At 33.3% G+C, this 17,012-nt stretch carries 17 protein-coding genes, 1 pseudogene and 1 other annotated feature; of the genes and pseudogenes, 9 read left to right on the top strand and 9 right to left on the bottom strand.

The window, feature by feature from the left end; genetic code table 11:
• Positions 1 to 59: 59 nt before the first annotated feature.
• Positions 60 to 725: an HAD family hydrolase gene (locus tag NSQ40_RS13645; protein WP_003204566.1), complete on the bottom strand. Its 666-nt coding sequence runs from the start codon at positions 723 to 725 to the stop codon at positions 60 to 62.
• 520 nt (positions 726 to 1,245) lie between these two features.
• Between NSQ40_RS13645 and NSQ40_RS13640 the strand changes: the two genes are divergently transcribed.
• On the top strand, positions 1,246 to 2,163 hold the full coding sequence (locus NSQ40_RS13640) for a serine hydrolase domain-containing protein (RefSeq protein ID WP_033796193.1): 918 nt from the start codon (positions 1,246 to 1,248) through the stop codon (positions 2,161 to 2,163).
• Positions 2,164 to 2,349: 186 nt separating this feature from the next.
• On the opposite strand, the gene NSQ40_RS13635 is transcribed toward NSQ40_RS13640, so the two are convergent.
• Positions 2,350 to 2,682, bottom strand: coding sequence for a DUF3889 domain-containing protein (locus NSQ40_RS13635; protein WP_003204562.1), 333 nt, complete (start codon positions 2,680 to 2,682; stop codon positions 2,350 to 2,352).
• Between the two features lie 145 nt (positions 2,683 to 2,827).
• On the opposite strand from NSQ40_RS13635, the gene sleB reads away from it, so the two are divergent.
• From sleB to NSQ40_RS13610, 5 genes and pseudogenes are all read left to right on the top strand, one after another.
• A complete protein-coding gene (sleB, locus tag NSQ40_RS13630) occupies positions 2,828 to 3,583 on the top strand; it encodes a spore cortex-lytic enzyme (RefSeq protein ID WP_003204560.1) in 756 nt (251 codons plus the stop codon).
• A gap of 15 nt (positions 3,584 to 3,598) precedes the next feature.
• A complete protein-coding gene (gene ypeB, locus NSQ40_RS13625; RefSeq protein WP_003207312.1) occupies positions 3,599 to 4,939 on the top strand; it encodes a germination protein YpeB in 1,341 nt (446 codons plus the stop codon).
• A gap of 26 nt (positions 4,940 to 4,965) precedes the next feature.
• Positions 4,966 to 5,562 (top strand): YhcN/YlaJ family sporulation lipoprotein, encoded by a 597-nt coding sequence (locus NSQ40_RS13620; protein WP_018780585.1) that lies wholly within the window; start codon positions 4,966 to 4,968, stop codon positions 5,560 to 5,562.
• Between the two features lie 253 nt (positions 5,563 to 5,815).
• Positions 5,816 to 6,174 (top strand): annotated as a pseudogene (locus tag NSQ40_RS13615) (hypothetical protein).
• A gap of 26 nt (positions 6,175 to 6,200) precedes the next feature.
• Positions 6,201 to 6,689 carry a GNAT family N-acetyltransferase gene (locus NSQ40_RS13610; RefSeq protein WP_098715794.1) on the top strand — a complete coding sequence of 163 codons (489 nt, stop codon included), beginning with the start codon at positions 6,201 to 6,203 and terminating at the stop codon, positions 6,687 to 6,689.
• 220 nt (positions 6,690 to 6,909) lie between these two features.
• Here NSQ40_RS13610 and NSQ40_RS13605 read toward each other — a convergent pair whose 3' ends face one another.
• A complete protein-coding gene (locus tag NSQ40_RS13605; RefSeq protein WP_018780584.1) occupies positions 6,910 to 7,314 on the bottom strand; it encodes a hypothetical protein in 405 nt (134 codons plus the stop codon).
• A 240-nt stretch (positions 7,315 to 7,554) separates the two neighbouring features.
• Here NSQ40_RS13605 and NSQ40_RS13600 point away from each other — a divergent pair, with 240 nt between their 5' ends.
• A complete protein-coding gene (locus NSQ40_RS13600; RefSeq protein WP_003204545.1) occupies positions 7,555 to 8,724 on the top strand; it encodes a ParM/StbA family protein in 1,170 nt (389 codons plus the stop codon).
• A gap of 11 nt (positions 8,725 to 8,735) precedes the next feature.
• On the top strand, positions 8,736 to 9,071 hold the full coding sequence (locus tag NSQ40_RS13595) for a hypothetical protein (RefSeq protein WP_006095004.1): 336 nt from the start codon (positions 8,736 to 8,738) through the stop codon (positions 9,069 to 9,071).
• 221 nt (positions 9,072 to 9,292) lie between these two features.
• Here NSQ40_RS13595 and NSQ40_RS13590 read toward each other — a convergent pair whose 3' ends face one another.
• Complete coding sequence (locus tag NSQ40_RS13590; protein ID WP_258248387.1) at positions 9,293 to 10,192, bottom strand: SMP-30/gluconolactonase/LRE family protein; 900 nt, start codon at positions 10,190 to 10,192, stop codon at positions 9,293 to 9,295.
• A gap of 127 nt (positions 10,193 to 10,319) precedes the next feature.
• Positions 10,320 to 10,577: a binding site (T-box leader), on the top strand.
• 83 nt (positions 10,578 to 10,660) lie between these two features.
• On the opposite strand from NSQ40_RS13590, the gene lysS reads away from it, so the two are divergent.
• Entirely contained in the window at positions 10,661 to 12,220 is a 1,560-nt protein-coding gene (gene lysS / locus NSQ40_RS13585; RefSeq protein ID WP_258248388.1) for a lysine--tRNA ligase, read from the top strand.
• A 152-nt stretch (positions 12,221 to 12,372) separates the two neighbouring features.
• Here the strand turns inward: lysS and NSQ40_RS13580 are convergent, their stop codons facing one another.
• From NSQ40_RS13580 to NSQ40_RS13560, 5 genes are all read right to left on the bottom strand, one after another.
• Entirely contained in the window at positions 12,373 to 12,801 is a 429-nt protein-coding gene (locus tag NSQ40_RS13580; protein WP_003204532.1) for a cell wall hydrolase, read from the bottom strand.
• Between the two features lie 266 nt (positions 12,802 to 13,067).
• Positions 13,068 to 13,706, bottom strand: a complete 639-nt coding sequence (locus tag NSQ40_RS13575) for a class I SAM-dependent methyltransferase (protein WP_003204528.1) — start codon at positions 13,704 to 13,706, stop codon at positions 13,068 to 13,070.
• A gap of 207 nt (positions 13,707 to 13,913) precedes the next feature.
• Complete coding sequence (locus NSQ40_RS13570; RefSeq protein ID WP_033797642.1) at positions 13,914 to 14,519, bottom strand: response regulator transcription factor; 606 nt, start codon at positions 14,517 to 14,519, stop codon at positions 13,914 to 13,916.
• Between the two features lie 34 nt (positions 14,520 to 14,553).
• A complete protein-coding gene (locus NSQ40_RS13565; RefSeq protein ID WP_258248389.1) occupies positions 14,554 to 15,672 on the bottom strand; it encodes a sensor histidine kinase in 1,119 nt (372 codons plus the stop codon).
• 123 nt (positions 15,673 to 15,795) lie between these two features.
• The gene (locus NSQ40_RS13560) at positions 15,796 to 16,938 is read right to left on the bottom strand and encodes a DUF418 domain-containing protein (protein WP_258248390.1); all 1,143 of its coding nucleotides are present in this window, start codon (positions 16,936 to 16,938) and stop codon (positions 15,796 to 15,798) included.
• Positions 16,939 to 17,012 lie beyond the last annotated feature (74 nt).

Below are 17,012 nucleotides of genomic sequence, written 5' to 3'. Positions count from 1 at the left end.
ATATATCATTCTGAGCGTTGATTTATTATTTCGCTTATTCAGTTAAAGCACCCGTTGGTTTAGTAAACTATTTTCATTTCAGGCAATATTGTTTTTAACTCCATTAAGTCATTTATTACCAAATTAGCCTGAGCAAGTTCATCTTCTTGTGCAAAATCAAAATTACATCCAATTGCAATTAAACCATTATCTTTAGCTGCATTTATATCAGATAGACGGTCTCCAACTACCGCTGCCTTTTTTATGTCATATTTTTTTATAATTGTTTTAACTAAATCTCCTTTATCGAGTGTTCGTATTTGTTGAATACTAAATGTTTCAGTAACCCAATTATCCAAATTATAATAACTCACAATTGCTTGTAAATATTCCGTTAAACCATTACTCGCTATGTAAATTGAACAATTATTTTCTTTTAAATAACGGAAAACTTCCTTTACATTAGGATATAAAGCACCTTTCCCACTTCTTATGTTTTCAACTAATCTTTCCAGAAAATAAGCATCCATTTGTTCTCTTACTTCATTGGAATGATTAGGTAACAAAGCTTCCCAAACTTTTGGTAAAGGTACACCCATAATTTCACGGTATTTATCAATGGGGGTTACTGTATCCCATAAATTTAGTGACCGCAAATGGTTAAAAGTATCATTAAGTGATAATTCTAGAATTTTTTCTGTTTGAAATAGAGTTCCATCCATATCAAAAATCAGTGATTGTAACATTACTTTCTCTCCCTTTTTACCATTGCTGAATAACTTCTAAAGTTTAACATAAAGACAGAATAACTTAACCAATCCCTATTCAACTAATCTGACTCATCAGTTTAAGTACAAATTCTCACAATCTTTATATACATTTTAACATAAATTTACAATGACCTTTCTCTTTTTTTCAAAAGAGTTTAGAAATAACATAGCATTTAACAATAAAATTAACACCATAATTCAAACAATGACAATGACTATTGTCACGCTGTTATTTGGTATGCTATTTTGTACTTATTTTCCTTGGAAATATTGTTACATCAATGAAAAAAGCATACCAATTCGTATGTTATTAAGTGTTTTTCCACGAAAACGAAACTACTTAGTATGAGTGACCATGTCTTATATCTATAGTATATGTTTGCCACACGTGAAATTGGATATTTTTTTAGAAAGTACATAGAAATAGAAATATTTATTTGATTTGAGTAGAATAGTAAAAACAGACAAGAACAGTATACATTTGGAGGAATACATATTGGATTTTTACAAGTTGGAAAATCAATTTATGAAAAAGAAAGTGAATGCATTTCTCGTATATCAACAAGGTGAGTTAACAACAAAATATTATAAAACAAAAGAATGCGCACACAATTTATATAAAATTAATTCTATCACGAAAAGTATCGTATCAATTTTAATCGGTATAGCAATAGATAAAGGCTACATAAATGATATACATACGCCTATAGCAAAATGGATTCCCAATGTACCGAAAGAAAAGAAGGAATTAACCATTTATCACTTGTTAACAATGACAACTGGTGAAGAGTGGCAGGAGTTTGGAAATGGAGTTGTATTTCCAAATGATTTCGTGGAATCAGATAATTGGATAAATTATATTTTGCAGAAGCCGTTAATGGAAGAGATAGGGGCAAAAATGAATTATAATTCAGGCTCTTCACATCTGTTAAGTTGTATACTACAAGTTGCTACTGGAAAGACAACGGAGCAGTTTGCAAAGAAATATTTATTTAATCCTTTACAAATTACCGAATATGAGTGGCAACAAGATCCTCAAGGTATTTATGTTGGTGGATTTGGCATAAAAATGAAAGCGGAGGATTTGCTAAAAATAGGATTATTATGTCTACAAAATGGATTCTGGAGTGGAGAAAAGATTGTATCCTCAAGTTGGATTGAACAATCAAGTAAGGTTCGTTTTATGACATATGAACATGTTGGAGCATACGGTTATCACTGGTGGGTATTAGACAATGGAAGATTTCACATACCGTATTGTATGTATTTTGCTATGGGATATGGAGGGCAATACATTATCATTATTCCACATTTAGAAATTGTAGCGGTAATAAGCAGTCAAATGCCAAAGCGTGGATTAGTACCATTAAAATTATTTATAAATCATTTACAAGAGAACGTTAATCATACATAAATAGAAGGAGAGTATAGTTAAGCAAGAAGTGAAAGTTAAATAGTAATAAAAAAGAGGGAATCGAGATGATTTCCTCTTTTTTAATCCCGCTATTCGCTGACAATAAGATTCTAATGTCAAGAATCAAAGAAACAACAGAAGATAAGTGGGGAAATAAAAGCCTGTAAAAGCTTGGTTAGTTGAACATTATCTACTGCTCTTTTGAAATGTAATCTTCAAAAACTTCTCCGTTCTTGTATCAAACTCTACATCAACAAAAACACCATATTCCTTTCCATCTTCACGCAGCCATAATTTGAATTTTTCTGTTGTTATATTCACTGTCTTCGGTTTTCTTCCAATATGAAGGTAATCAATAATTTGCGCTTTTGGATAGTTTTCTTTCGTTTTTTCTACCGCAAGTTTACCCCATTTTGCATATGGTGGTTGTGCGTGAACAACTGATGAATGAGTATATGTATTGCAATATGCTGTAACAAATACAATTCCTAATACAAAACATGCAAAAATACGCTTCATAATAAACTCCTTTTAGCCGTTTTTCTTATTGTGTACATGCAGTCTAAATCATATAAGTTTGGATTTTTTTGTCTTCTTTACATAAAAGCGTTTTATTTACAAAACATAACCATGAAATCATCACTGCAAATAAGGAGGGAAATATATGCGTCATACAGTTATTTTTAAAATACTGATTTTGTTTGTATTAATCGGTATATCTGTAATTGTAAGTAGCGGGCAGACAAGAAATGTCCAAGCCTTTTCTAATCAGGTGATTCAAAGAGGTGCCTCTGGAGAAGATGTCATTGAACTACAGTCTCGATTGAAATATAACGGATTTTATACGGGAAAAGTAGATGGTGTATTTGGTTGGGGTACATATTGGGCACTAAGGAATTTTCAACAAAAGTTCGGTTTACCTGTAGATGGCTTAGCGGGGGCTAAGACGAAGCAGATGCTTGTAAAAGCGACAAAGTATGAGAAATCAACTGCTAATAAAGGGAACACGGGTGGACAAAGTAATAAGCCAGCCCAAAATAAAGGTACAAATGTGCCAAATGGTTATTCACAAAATGATATTCAATTAATGGCGAACGCAGTTTATGGTGAATCACGTGGTGAACCATATTTAGGGCAAGTTGCAGTTGCGGCAGTTATTTTGAATCGTGTGACAAGTGCATCATTCCCGAATACAGTATCTGGAGTGATTTTTGAACCACGTGCATTTACAGCAGTTGCTGATGGACAAATTTATTTAACGCCAAATGAAACGGCGAAAAAAGCTGTATTAGATGCTATTAATGGTTGGGATCCTACTGGAAATGCACTGTATTATTTCAATCCAGATACTGCAACGAGTAAATGGATTTGGAGTCGACCACAAATTAAAAAAATCGGCAAACATATTTTCTGTAAATAGAGCGGAGGTGAAGAAATGTTAAGAGGTATCGTAATTGTATTGTTAACAATCGGCGTAGTTGGAACAGGGTATTGGGGTTATAAAGAACACCAAGAAAAAAATGCAGTGTTAATTCGAGCAGAAAACAGCTATCAGCGTGCGTTTCATGATTTAGCGTATGAGGTTGATTTATTACACGATAAAATCGGAACAACACTGGCAATGAATTCACGTACATCTTTATCACCGGCATTAGCGGATGTGTGGCGTTTAACATCGGAAGCTCGTTCTGATGTAGGACAACTACCTTTAACATTAATGCCGTTTAATAAAACCGAGGAATTTTTAGCGAATATTGGTGATTTTAGTTATCGCACTGCCATTCGTGATTTAGAGAAAGAACCTTTAAACGATCAAGAATATAAAGCGCTTCAAACTCTATATTCAAATGCTGGCAACATTCAAGATGAGCTTCGAAAAGTACAGCATCTCGTTTTGAAAAATAATTTACGTTGGATGGATGTAGAACTTGCGCTTGCGTCAAATAAAGATCCAGCGGATAACACGATTATTGACGGGCTTAAGACGGTTGAGAAAAATGTAACATCCTATTCTTCAAATAATTTCGGTCCAACTTTCACAAGCATGCAAAAGGCGAAAAAAGGCGGCTTTGAAGCAAAAGGTAAAGCGATTTCAAAAGATGAAGCGGCAAAAATAGCAAAATCATTTTTAAATTTAAAAGGCAATGAAAAAGTAGAAGTTGAGAAAAGCGGAAAAGGTGCTAAAGAATCATTTTATAGTGTGAAAATTCAAGATCCTGAAACAAAGAATGAATTTTATATGGATATTACCGAAAAAGGTGGATATCCAATATGGGTAATGAATAACCGTGAAATTAAGGAACAAAAAATCAGCTTAAATGACGCAGGAAGTAAAGGATTAACTTTCTTAAAGGACCATAAGTTTACCAATATGGAGCTCTTTGATAGTTCACAATACGATAATATTGGTGTGTTTACGTACGTTGTGAATGAGAATAATGTGCGTATTTATCCAGAAGCAATTCAAATGAAAATTGCTTTAGATGATGGATCAATTGTTGGTTTTTCAGCAAAAGAATATTTAGCATCACATCAAAAACGCACCATTCCAACTGCAAAATTAACGGCTGCTGATGCAAGAAAGAAAATCAATCCAGATGTAAAAGTAATGGAAGAACGCAAGGCGGTTGTTGTAAATGATGTGCATAAAGAAGTATTGTGCTATGAATTTGTCGGGACATTAGGAAAAGATACGTACCAAATTTTTATTAATGCAAATGACGGAACTGAAGAAAAAGTGAAAAAGATGCAGGCTGTCGAAAAGATTTATGATTAAACATCAATGATAAAGTGGTGAAAATGATGAAAATCCTTATATATATGCTTATGATTTGTTTTGCTATCACAGGGTGTAGTGTAGGAAAAAAAGAGAATGCTCATGAAAAACCAGAACAAAAAAATGTATCTATGCGAAATGTTAGCTATACAAAAGATAAAACAAAACCGAATGAAAAAGTGGCAGATCATTTAGCTTCTTTAGCTTCTAGTATACCAGGTGTAAAAGATGCGACCGCAGTCGTTATTGGAAAATATGCTGTTGTTGGCATTGATGTAAAGGCAAAACTGGATCGAACTCGTGTAGAATCAATCAAGTATTCTGTCGCTGAAAGCTTAAAACATGATCCAAATGGTGCAAATGCAGTTGTTGTAGCGGATGTTGATACGTATGAACGATTAAAGCGAATGGGGAATCAAATTAAGCACGGAAAAGCTGGCGAAGGAATTCTTGATGAACTTGCTGCAATTGTTGGACGTGTTATGCCACAAGTACCAAATGATATGATTGAAAATAAAGAAACGAATCCGATTAAAGAAAACGACAAACAGTTACCAAAAGATGAAGAGAATGAATTAAGAAAAGAACAAGAAGATCAATCAAATAATCATCTTAAAAGATAACAAAAACATCTCGTGCTATATGGCGCGAGATGTTTTTGTTAATTATTAATATTCAGTTTATCAAAAAGGGAATATATGGTTTAATAATAATTAGGAAGTTACGACAGATCCACCGTGTATAAAACTATATAAAACCATCTGAAAATGATGAATAAAAAACATAACAAAGAAGGAGGTTTATCCTGGTTTCTCTGCGATATATTACATTTAGATATGCTTGGGTATCATTTTTAAACCAGAGATAGTTGTAATGATGAAAAATAAATGCGCACTCATAGTTTGTGGTCTTAGTCTGTGTGTGATTTTTGGTATGACAGCGTGTGATAAAAAGAAATAAAGAAACAAACAACAACTTCTTCAACTGTCACAGAAAAAAAGAAGAGAGAAACAATTGATATGAATATTTTCTCACAAATAAATGAAGAAATGACATATAACGAAGTAAAAGAATTAATAGGATTTGAAGGGGATTTACTTATAAATCAAGGTAATGAAAATTCATCAAACTATAAATAAACTTTTGCCTGGAAAGGAAATCCACCACAATCCTTTGCTGAGATTACCTTTTTAGATGGAAAAGTACGTTCTAAGTCACAGCAAGGTTTAAGTTAGTAATTAGAAGAAAAGGGGAAATAAAAATGAATTTGCAAACAGAAGATATTCAGCTTATTCCATATGATGAAAAATATAAAGAAATTATAGACGCATTTATTTTACCTAGTGAACAAATTCAATTTACAGTAAAACCAAGTGACTTGCTTGAAAAAGCTAAAAAAGACACAACTCGAAATGTTGTTGTTATTTTAGCGAATCATACACCAGTAGGAATTTTCGCATTACAATCAGGAACGAGGGTAGCAGAATACACAGATAATCCCAATGCTTTACTTTTAGTTGCCTTTTCTATCAATTACGAGAAACAAGGAAAAGGGTATGCAAAAAAAGGATTAGCCTTATTACATGACTTTGTAGCATCCTATTTTTCAGATAAAAATGAAATTGTACTAGCTGTAAATGAAAAAAATATTCCTGCTCAAAAGCTGTATTTAAAAGTAGGATTTGAAGATAGAGGTCAAAGAAGAATGGGCCCAATTGGAAGGCAGCTTGTTTTATATTTACCATCTTGATAATTCACCAAGTATACGTGCGAAAAAGGAAAAGAGGCGCTGCGTAGTGTGGTAATATCAATGATAGCTATTTTGTGTAATAACTGTTATGAAATTGATTATAAACATTACCGGCTTATTGATGAACTGGACCAACATTAGAACAAGTTTGTAAAAAATATGAAGAAGAAAGAGAAGGCATTCCTATGTAAGGGAATGCCTTCTCCTATTATGTATACCTTTATTGATATCGTTTCGAAACAACGAATTCTACAAGTGGAATAACAATGAATGAAGAACAAAGCGCTATAAATAAAGGGAGATTTTGAATATTATCAAGCGAATATAAGGTAGAAAATCCTTCTGACCAAATCAATAAAATAAACATAATAACGACTAATACAAAATATCCAATTTTGAAACTTTTATATGTAATTTGTTGTCCCATTTCATCTTGACTTTCTTCTGACACGCCGTTTGGATCTCCCCATGTCATATGATTTATTAAATAACTAATTATTAAAGAAGCTCCAAAAATAGTCCCTCCGAGAATGGCTCCTTCGGTCGTATATTTGTATGCGCCATGTATGAGTATTCCAAGTAATGATAGTATAATAACTACGAAAATAAACTTATTCTGATTCATCGTATTCACCTCTTTATAAGTGTAAAAAACTCTTTACACTTAATAGTATAAAAATGACAGGGAGTAATGTCAAATATATTTTACATAAATAGATGAATTTATGAAAATTAATTATTTATTTCTCAGTTTAGAAATAAACATTAAAAAACAGAAAGGAAAAAGATTTCTATTTGGTTTGAATGTTAAAGTTATTATTTGCATATATTTGGAAGGGATGTCAGATTAAATTGGGGGGTAAATATGTCCATACTTTTAAAAGCGGGTGCAGACGCTGGAAATAATGGTTTAAAGTTAATGGTGAAAGGCCAAAATCCGATTTATATTCCAAGTATATATTCACTCTATATTGGGGAACCGACAGGCTTATTAGACGAAGAGGATGTACCGATATCTGAAGTGGAAAATCATATAGATGTGACGATTAATTCATCTTCACTCATGTTGAATAATGTACGTTACATTGTTGGGCAAAAGGTTATCAATGATCAGTTAAAAGGGACAGAAGTAGAGAAGAAGTCTAATAAATCTACAGATGAATTAATGGTTCTAACGATTTTATCAGGTTTAGCAATTAGCGCTATGCGTCATAGTCCGAAATTAGATCATATTAATATTCGTTACGATTTATCAGTTGCTCTTCCAATGCAAACTATTACGCAAGAAATCGCAGCAGAAAACGCTAAACGTTATATGGGAAATCATAAAATTATTTTTCATTATCCAAATGGAAGAGATGTAACGATAAATATATCCATTGAGTACTGTAAATGCTTACCAGAAGGGGCGTCTGGGACCTGGGGGATTGTGTACGATGAGGAAGGTAATATTTTAAAACATAAAGTTGCAAGTGAAAAAGATGCTATTACAGAGATTGATTTTGTGGATAAAACATTATTATCTTTTGATATTGGTGCGGGTACAACTGAGGAAGTTGTTTCATTTGGAGTGAATTTTAGACCGCAATTAAGTAAAGGATTGTCCTATGGAGTTAAAGAAACTTTATTGCAGATTATTACAAGATGGAATCGGAAGCATCCGACAAAAACAATAGATAGTATTACAGAGTTTAATCAAATTTATTTAAATGAGAAACACCCAAGGCATGCAATGCTAGTAGAAGAGTCACAACAGGCATTTCTAGGATTAGCTGCACGAGTTGCAACGGATATTATTAATAAAATTGATGATATGAAAGATGATCCGTATGTATTTATCTATGGCGGGGGCGCTGTCATCATTAAAAACAGTTTGCAACTTATTTTAAAACAAAAAGGTCGTTTAAAAAATGTAATATTTGTAGATAACCCTCTATTTACAAATGCACGTGGATTATTAGTTTATACATGTTCACCACGGTATAGAGAACATAAACAAAAAGAATTGGGATTTACGAATTTAACAATTAGTTAGTTGGTGTGAGTATGGGGCGCAAGCGGTATAAGCGTGGTGATCGGGTAAAAATCCATTTAAATAAATCTGTATCTTCTGAAATGATCGCATGGATTAATAAGCAATCTGATGTAACAAAATTTTTTTTATACGGTGCCCAGCAATTGTTTAAACAAGTAGGCGATATTGATGTATCTAAAACTTTACCTAGCAGCTATGTTTTTTCCATGTATATTGAACCTACTTCTATGTTTAAATTTGAAGTAAATCCTCTTAGAAAAGTGTCAATGGAAAAGAAAGGACCTGCCGAATGTGTAGAAAATAAATCTTGGGAATTTATTGATCAAATAGATTGTCCCTTCTTTTAAAACATATAAAAGTATATCTAAAGCCTACCACTGTAAATATGATTAAGTGGTAGGCTTTTTTTGCCCATTAATCATGCGAAATTCAAACTGAAAGTACGGAATATTTTGAAGGTAAATGGATGTTTATTAAAATAAAAAAATAAGGAGGGAGAATTTTGAAAGCGATTCTTCATAACAAAGGTCATGATACTTTTTTCCTTGTCTAATGTACTCTATTCGATTCATTTTTTTACCTGCGATTTCTTATGATTAAACTGATAAGTTGGACACCCTTTAACCTGTGTTTTTATTCGGAATACGCCACCAGCATATGGATAAACTTCTAATTGATCTTGGTTCATTCTTGTCCTGGCAGTAGTAATATATAATTCTGTTAAGTCAGGTCCTCCAAATGTACAGGAAGTTACATTGAGTGCCGGAACAGGAACTGTTAGAATTTTTTCGCCAGTCATTGGATTCCATCTTGTGATTTTAGCACCGCCCCAATGTGCAATCCACAAACAGCCTTCCTCATCAATTGTCATTCCATCAGGTAATCCTTCACTATTAGGAATAATAATGATATCTATTGGGTTACTAATTGTTCCAGTGTGTATATCATAATCAAAACGAGTGACTTTTTTAGTAGGTGTGTCAATGAAATAAAGATACCGCTGGTCGGGTGACCAGGCTAAACCATTGGATGTATTTACATGTTCTAATTGCTTTTTTACACTAAAATCAGTATCCAAGAAATATAAAGAACCAGCTGCGCTGACTCCATATAAATCGGTAGTGCCAGCCCAAAAGCGACCAGCGGGATCGCACTTTCCATCGTTAAAGCGATTTTCTGACAGGTGAGACTCCAGGTTATGAATAAGTTTTAATTCCTCTGTTTCAAGATTAAGAGAATGGAAACCACGCTCCATTGCTAATATAACTCCGCCAGATGCATCTTGAACGACACATCCAATTTGTTGGTCTAATGAAATTTTACGATTTATATTTGTAATAGGGTTATAAATGCATACCTTTTTCCCTAAAATATCAACCCAGTATAATATTTGCTTTTCTTCATCCCAACAAGGGCCTTCTCCTAAGTTTGCTTTAGCATCGATAACTAATTCTAATTTTCCTAACAATGTATTTTTCTCCTTTCTATAAAGATAACCTATATATATTCGATGAAAATGGTAGCAAACCCTTCAATTTGGAGAAATTTGACAACGATAACATTATAAATTATTATATGGAAAATAACTTATAACAAAAGTGGCAATGAAGAGAAGAGTAGTTAAGAATGATTGCATACAGAGAACTCCGGTAGCTGAGAAGGAGGGGTAAAAATCTTAACGAAAAAAGACTTGGAGCTGTGCATAGAACTAACTTGTTTAGGGATAATGCGACGGGTTCTCCCGTTATAGAGATAGGGTATAAGCAAATGATTGCCGTACCTGAAGAGATTAATATGGTGACATATTAATAAACTGAGGTGGTACCACGAAGTGAACAACTCTCGTCCTCAAGATGAATAATCTTGGGGGTGGGAGTTTTTTTGTTTTGAAAAGGAAGTGGAAGAGTAAATAAAAAATTAATAAGAGGTGAATTATATGCACTGGGCATATCAAATCGCGCATGAACTTATTCAAAAACATCCAAATAAAGAGACGTTTGTATGTGCATCCGGAATTAGTCCTTCGGGGTCTGTTCATATAGGTAATTTTCGAGAAATAATAACGACCTATTTTGTTGTAAGAGAACTTCAAGATTTAGGAAAAAAGACACGATTTATATTTTCATGGGATGACTACGACCGATTTAGAAAGGTTCCGAAAAACGTTGATTCATCATTTGAGAAATATATTGGTATGCCATATTGTGATATTCCAGATCCATATGGTTGCCATAAATCGTATGCAGAGCATTTTGGAAAAGAATTTGAAAAATCATTAGAAACTTTTGGCATTGATGTGGAGTTTATTTATCAACATGAAGAATATAGAACTGGGAGATATAATCAACATATACTTCAAGCATTAAAAAGAAGAAAAGAAATCTACGACGTATTAATGAAATTCAAAACGAGTGAACCATCTGAAGATGAGCGGGAGATTTTTTATCCAATTACGCTATATTGTGAGCAATGCGGGAAAGATTCAACAAAAATAACAAATTTTGATGAAACATCGGAAACAATCCGATATGAGTGTGAATGTGGGAGTCATAATGTATTATCAGTAACGCAAACGAGTCACATGAAATTAAATTGGAAAATTGATTGGCCGATGAGATGGATGATAGAAGATGTGATTTTTGAACCGGGTGGGAGAGATCATTCAGCCGAAACAGGTAGTTATAATGTTTCAAAGGAGATAGCTAGTAAAATTTTCAATTATGAGGCACCGAATTATGTTGCCTATGATTTCATTGGAATAAAAGGTAATAATCAAAAAATGTCAAGTTCTGCTGGGAATATCATTACTCCAAGTGAATTATTAAATGTGTATTTGCCAGAAGTCATTCTATTTATGTTTTCAAAATATAAACCAAATGCAGCATTTCATATTGGTATGGATGAGGATGTGATTCGGAATTATACTGAGTATGAAAGATATAAAGAAGGTTATCAAAATAATAAGCTAAATAATGAAGAGTTCCGTGATGTAATTAGGCTTTCTGGCGTTAGTGATGAAAATGCCAGCTTACCAAAATTTAATCAAGTAGCAGGCATCTTGCCATTAGTGAACTTTGATACTCATATTTTACAAGAGATATTAGCGAAAGTGGATGCAGATTATAGCTTGATTGACATTATGAAAATAAGTAATCGTGTGGAATACTGGATTCGAAATTTACAACCGCAAAAAATCATTGAAGTAAATAAAGAAAAGAATTGGGAGTTTTACGAAACATTGGAAGAGGTACAGAAAAAGTGGATTTTAGAAGTTTGTGAAATAGTTCCTACAAATGCGGATAGTCCAAAGATAATGGAACAGATATATGAAATTTGTCATAATGAAAGTAAAAAGATAATGAAAGAGAATCAAAAATTACTTTTTAGAATCATTTATAGACTTGTTATCAATCAGCCAAGTGGTCCACGGATACCGTTACTTATATCTGTAATAGGTGCCGAGAAAATAGTGTCCTTATTGGATTTTTGTAACTAAGTAGAGTAGAATACTAACTCAAACACAAATTATATTATCAAGCTGTGTTTGAGTTGATTAATAGTATAACTAAGAATTCAAGGACTTGTATATGCGCGTCCTTGAATTCTTAAGGTTGTAACTAATAGAATGTGGTGAATTTTATAAAGTTATTATCGCGTATACATTTTCGGGCATTCATCCCCGATTGGTTCATAAAAACAATGACTTTTAAATTGCCCTGCAAATGGTTGATTATACCATTCCGGTGGACAAGCACCAGTCGGCCGGAAATACCAAAGGGACCATCTTGCTGGCCAGCGCCATTCACCTTGTAACACACGTCTTGCAATTTCTTTTTCTGAGTCACGAGCACGTTGATAAAAATATCCGTATTGTACAGCTTCAAATCCACCTGGAGTTTGATATACCGCATCACTTACGGTACGTAATTGTTTAAAGTCTAAGCAGTCACAAAAAACGCGGTTTACTACAACGCAGCCGACAAGCTGTTCGCCTTGTCTACCTTCACCTTCAGCCTCAGCACGGATTAAGCGTGCTAATAAATCGACATCGCTTTCATTATAAGGAATAAGAGCCATATTAGTTCCTCCCTTGTAGAGGTGGTTATAGTAAAGGTTATGTAGGAAAATGAGTGTGGTGCTTTTACAAATGTGTTTTAAGAATAGTTGGCTTATAAAAGTGTTTGATTATTTTCTGTCTGTGTTGAATAAGAAAAGCATTGTTTCTTTCGCTGTGTTAACTTTAGTAAAGAATGTTGTCTTAACAAGGAGGGGATATGCAAGTGTAAAGTTTTTATTATTAGTCTGATTATAAATCACCATAGCATACTCCAAGTTCTAAGGTTTTATTTTATTAATTTCCCTATACAAACTACCCCGTTGGATCGATTCCCATTCATTGTTGTATATTCCACTTTCTCATATGCCAGCTGTTTAAAATCCTTCATCCAGCACTTTACTTGTTCTTCATTATGATGGCGTAAAATGGCTCCGTCAGGTAATTCAAATACACCGTATATATCATATTTTTGATAAAATTGATCGTATCGCTTTAAATTACGATTGTCCTGATTTAATAGAAAGTCATTAATATAAATTATTCCATTAGGTTTTAAGACTCTCTTAATTTCATCTAAAATGGCTCTTTGTTCTTCGTCACTATGAATACAAGTTAGTACTGCGAATAAAAGTACAGAGTCAAAATAATTATCAGGAAATGCTAGGTTTCTATTTTCAATGACACTAAAATGAATCCCCATATCGTCTAATTTTGCTCTTTTAATCATTTCTTCTGAGAAGTCAACGCCATAAAGATTGGTAAACTGTGTTTTTCTTAACTCGCGCAATGTTCTTCCATATCCACATCCATAGTCTAAGATAGTCGCTTCTTGTTTTACATGTGTTTGAAACAAATCAAATCGAAAGGGAGTTGTAAATTGTTTTTCATGTGCAACCTCGTTCCAATATTGTTTTTGCTGTTTCATTAGTTAACTCATTCCTTTCTTATAGTTTACATTTGATTATAGAATTTGCATTAAGGAAAAAATAGACTTTAAAAATACTGAATTTTTTGATATAAGAAATTTGAATAAAAGAAGAAATAATATTTAAATTAACTTATAACAAACTTGTATTTTAACAGGGAGGAAAGGTGTAGAAGAAGCATCCCTTTTACTATACCGCATCTTACATCATATCCATCCTTTTTCATCAGCGATACGAATGGCTTGAAATCTTGATTCAGCTTCAAGCTTTTGAATGGAAGATGATAAATAATTTCTAACAGTTCCGTTTGTTAAATACAATGTTTTACCAATTTCTCCCGTTGTCATCCCGTTTTTAACCATACGGAGTATCTCTACTTCACGGGCAGTTAGTGGATTATCTTCTTTTAAAAACAGCGTAGCAGTTAGGTCTGCACTTACTACACGTTCACCATTCATTACTTTATGAATCGCTTCAATAAGAAATTCAATTGGTTCGTCCTTTAGTAAATATGCGTCTACTTTTGCGTCCATCGCTTTTTGCAAGTATCCTGGACGAGCAAAAGTTGTAACTATCATTATTTTACAGGAATGTCCCATTGTTCTTAATTTTTCTGCGATTTCAAGTCCAGTGATGTCGGGGATTTCGATATCGAGAAGACACACATCGGGTTGTTGTTTTGTAATAATGTTCCAAGCATCTACCCCATTTGAAACTTCTGCAATCACTTCAATGTCATCTTCTAGTTTTAATAGAGAAACTAGGGCTCCGCGAAGCATTTTTTGATCCTCAGCAATTACAATACGAATCATTTTACTGCCGCCTTTCTTGTATCGTTTTACAAGGTTAATTTGTTTCTACTAAGTTTGTTGAAATAGGTATCTTTAAAATAATCGTTGTGCCGTTGTTTCTTAATGTATGTATATCTACTGTGCCATGTATTATCTTCATTCGTTCCCGAATTGATTGAACTCCGAATCCAAGTGGCTCATGTTGAAAGCCAATTCCATCATCGTTTATTTTTATTTGAAACCATTTTGTATCCATTTCTTGAACGATTGTACAATGGTTTGCTTGGCTATGCCTTAGAATATTTGTAATGGCCTCTCTTATAGAGAGAGCAACCATTGTTTCCGCAACATTTGTTAACAAAGGTGCGTTTCTATTTGCATTAGTCGTAAATTGGATACCGGCTGTATGTAATAGCTCACGTAGATGATTTAATTCACTTTCAATCGATATATATTTCATATCAGTAACTAGTTCATGTACTTGTTTTAATGCGAAACGTGATGTGTCTAAAATATCATTTAATTCTTGTTTTGCTTGTGGTGGATCCTTTTCTATCAATCGTATTGTCAGTTCACTTTTCAGTTTAATCATTGTCAATGTTTGCCCGAGTGTATCATGAAGGTCTCTTGCAATGCGGTGTCTTTCTTCTTCTTGAATATATCTTTCAATTTGAGAGTTTGCGGCGCTTAGCTCCTTTTGTAAAGATTTTGCTTTTTCCCGGATATGGATGACAAATGGTTGTACAAGTTGAAGGATAAAGGCAAGAAGCAAAGAAGTTTTTAATATGTAAAAAGGGTGACCAAAGGTATACCAACTAACAAGAAAAAACATCATTGCGATGCCTACTGTACCGATGCCGATATACAATTTAGATTGGGCTCTTCCTAATAAATTCCCGATGACAAAACCATAAAAAAGCAGCCATGATTCGATGAATATTGCAAGTAGTGCAAATAATATGCAGCTACATAAACTGGAGAGGAGAAGGCGCCAATCTCTATACCACAATTCGAAGTAAAAAAATAACAAAACGAGCAGTAAAAGAACAATTTTTAAGAATAAGTTAATAATCGTTTCTGCTTGAATTACATTGTAAATTAAAAGGACAATAAAAATAATATCTAAGTATAAGTACTTTTCGATTTGATCGTGTGGATAAATTTTTTTAAACATTTACTATCCTCCTATAAAGAGGGAATAAGGACTTGTAATAAGTCCTATTTCAGGGTAAAGTACACTGAATTTTAAAAGGAGCGATTCTTAGTGGAAATGATGAAATCCCGCTAAGAATCATTTTTACTTAATTAAACCAGCTGTGTATCTGCGTGCGGCCTCCATTGGACCAAATTTAAATCTAGCTAGCCAAAATGTTGCGAAGTAAATTTCAAAGAAGCAGATGCAAATCCAAATAAAGACAATCGATAATGAATTCACTTTTCTGCCAAGGTCGAAGCCCCAACCGTAAAAGAGAATGGAAGAAAGAATATTTTGAAGAACATAGCAGCTAAGAGACATTTTACCTACATTTTCAAGGCGCCGCCATAACCAAGAGTGTTCAAATCTTTCTATCATTTTAGCAATCAATGCAATATACAAAATAGAAAGGAAAGGTGCAAATAAATAACGAGCTGGTAAATCAAAGATACCGCCCGGAATAAAGATTAACAGATTGAGAGGGACACCAATCATAATGCCGATTTCTAGCATTTTTGTACGAATTCTTTTCCCGTTTTCATCAGGGGAGAAGGCGCCAGCACGCATAAGACGTATCCCTAATAGGAAAAGGAAAATATTCATTGGAATAACAAAAATTACTTCCAGTCGATTCGCAATAAAGTTTGTTAGTCGATAATGGATTTGTTCAAACCAAGTTCCATCACTATAAAGAGTTGCAATTTCATTAGCGTTACCTAGTGAAATGTTACCTCCTATGAATTTTAAATACATAAATATAGCAAGAATGACAAGCATAGCAGCTCCGTGAAAGATACCTATCATTTTCATAGCTCGATTAATCCATTTGTCACCACGTTTAATAATGAAAGCAACAATAATTGCGGTTATTCCATAGCTCATTAAAATATCATATTCCATAACCAAGGTGAAATGAATGAAACCTTCTAATAAAAGTATAAAAGAAGTCCATAGGTAAACGCCAGGCCATGTATTTCCTTTGCGTAAAGATTGTTGATATTTGAGTTCAAGTCCTACACCAAACATAATTGTTAATAAACCGAGAAGTTTTCCGTTCACTAAAAATAAAACGAACAGCCGAATAAAATCATTAACTGACATCCACCAAATTGCATGATCGAACGTAAAGATATAAGAAATATCACCTAAATATGCAAAAATCCAAATGTTTGTACCAAGTGTTCCTAACACAGCAAAGCCTCTTAATATATCAAGCAAACGAATTCTTTTGTTGTTATTTCTCATTATTTTCCTCTTTTCTTATGATTTTGTCATTATTGTATCTTTAAAAAGGAGTATTTTGTATGCATAGGTGTCAG

Origin of the sequence: Bacillus sp. FSL K6-6038 (assembly GCF_038050455.1) — a bacterium.
GTDB classification, from domain to species: Bacteria; Bacillota; Bacilli; order Bacillales; family Bacillaceae_G; genus Bacillus_A; species Bacillus_A pseudomycoides.
The sequence above is the reverse complement of the archived record's forward strand: the minus strand, read 5'-3'. Positions and strand labels throughout refer to the sequence as shown.

Bases quoted from the DNA above. Each gene is read 5' to 3' on its own strand.
- NSQ40_RS13645 (WP_003204566.1), bottom strand. From the start codon at position 725: ATGTTACAATCACTGATTTTTGATATGGATGGAACTCTATTTCAAACA.
- NSQ40_RS13635 (WP_003204562.1), bottom strand. From the start codon at position 2,682: ATGAAGCGTATTTTTGCATGTTTTGTATTAGGAATTGTATTTGTTACA.
- sleB (WP_003204560.1), top strand. From the start codon at position 2,828: ATGCGTCATACAGTTATTTTTAAAATACTGATTTTGTTTGTATTAATC.
- ypeB (WP_003207312.1), top strand. From the start codon at position 3,599: ATGTTAAGAGGTATCGTAATTGTATTGTTAACAATCGGCGTAGTTGGA.
- NSQ40_RS13620 (WP_018780585.1), top strand. From the start codon at position 4,966: ATGAAAATCCTTATATATATGCTTATGATTTGTTTTGCTATCACAGGG.
- NSQ40_RS13610 (WP_098715794.1), top strand. From the start codon at position 6,201: ATGAATTTGCAAACAGAAGATATTCAGCTTATTCCATATGATGAAAAA.
- NSQ40_RS13605 (WP_018780584.1), bottom strand. From the start codon at position 7,314: ATGAATCAGAATAAGTTTATTTTCGTAGTTATTATACTATCATTACTT.
- NSQ40_RS13600 (WP_003204545.1), top strand. From the start codon at position 7,555: ATGTCCATACTTTTAAAAGCGGGTGCAGACGCTGGAAATAATGGTTTA.
- NSQ40_RS13595 (WP_006095004.1), top strand. From the start codon at position 8,736: ATGGGGCGCAAGCGGTATAAGCGTGGTGATCGGGTAAAAATCCATTTA.
- lysS (WP_258248388.1), top strand. From the start codon at position 10,661: ATGCACTGGGCATATCAAATCGCGCATGAACTTATTCAAAAACATCCA.
- NSQ40_RS13580 (WP_003204532.1), bottom strand. From the start codon at position 12,801: ATGGCTCTTATTCCTTATAATGAAAGCGATGTCGATTTATTAGCACGC.
- NSQ40_RS13575 (WP_003204528.1), bottom strand. From the start codon at position 13,706: ATGAAACAGCAAAAACAATATTGGAACGAGGTTGCACATGAAAAACAA.
- NSQ40_RS13570 (WP_033797642.1), bottom strand. From the start codon at position 14,519: ATGATTCGTATTGTAATTGCTGAGGATCAAAAAATGCTTCGCGGAGCC.
- NSQ40_RS13565 (WP_258248389.1), bottom strand. From the start codon at position 15,672: ATGTTTAAAAAAATTTATCCACACGATCAAATCGAAAAGTACTTATAC.
- NSQ40_RS13560 (WP_258248390.1), bottom strand. From the start codon at position 16,938: ATGAGAAATAACAACAAAAGAATTCGTTTGCTTGATATATTAAGAGGC.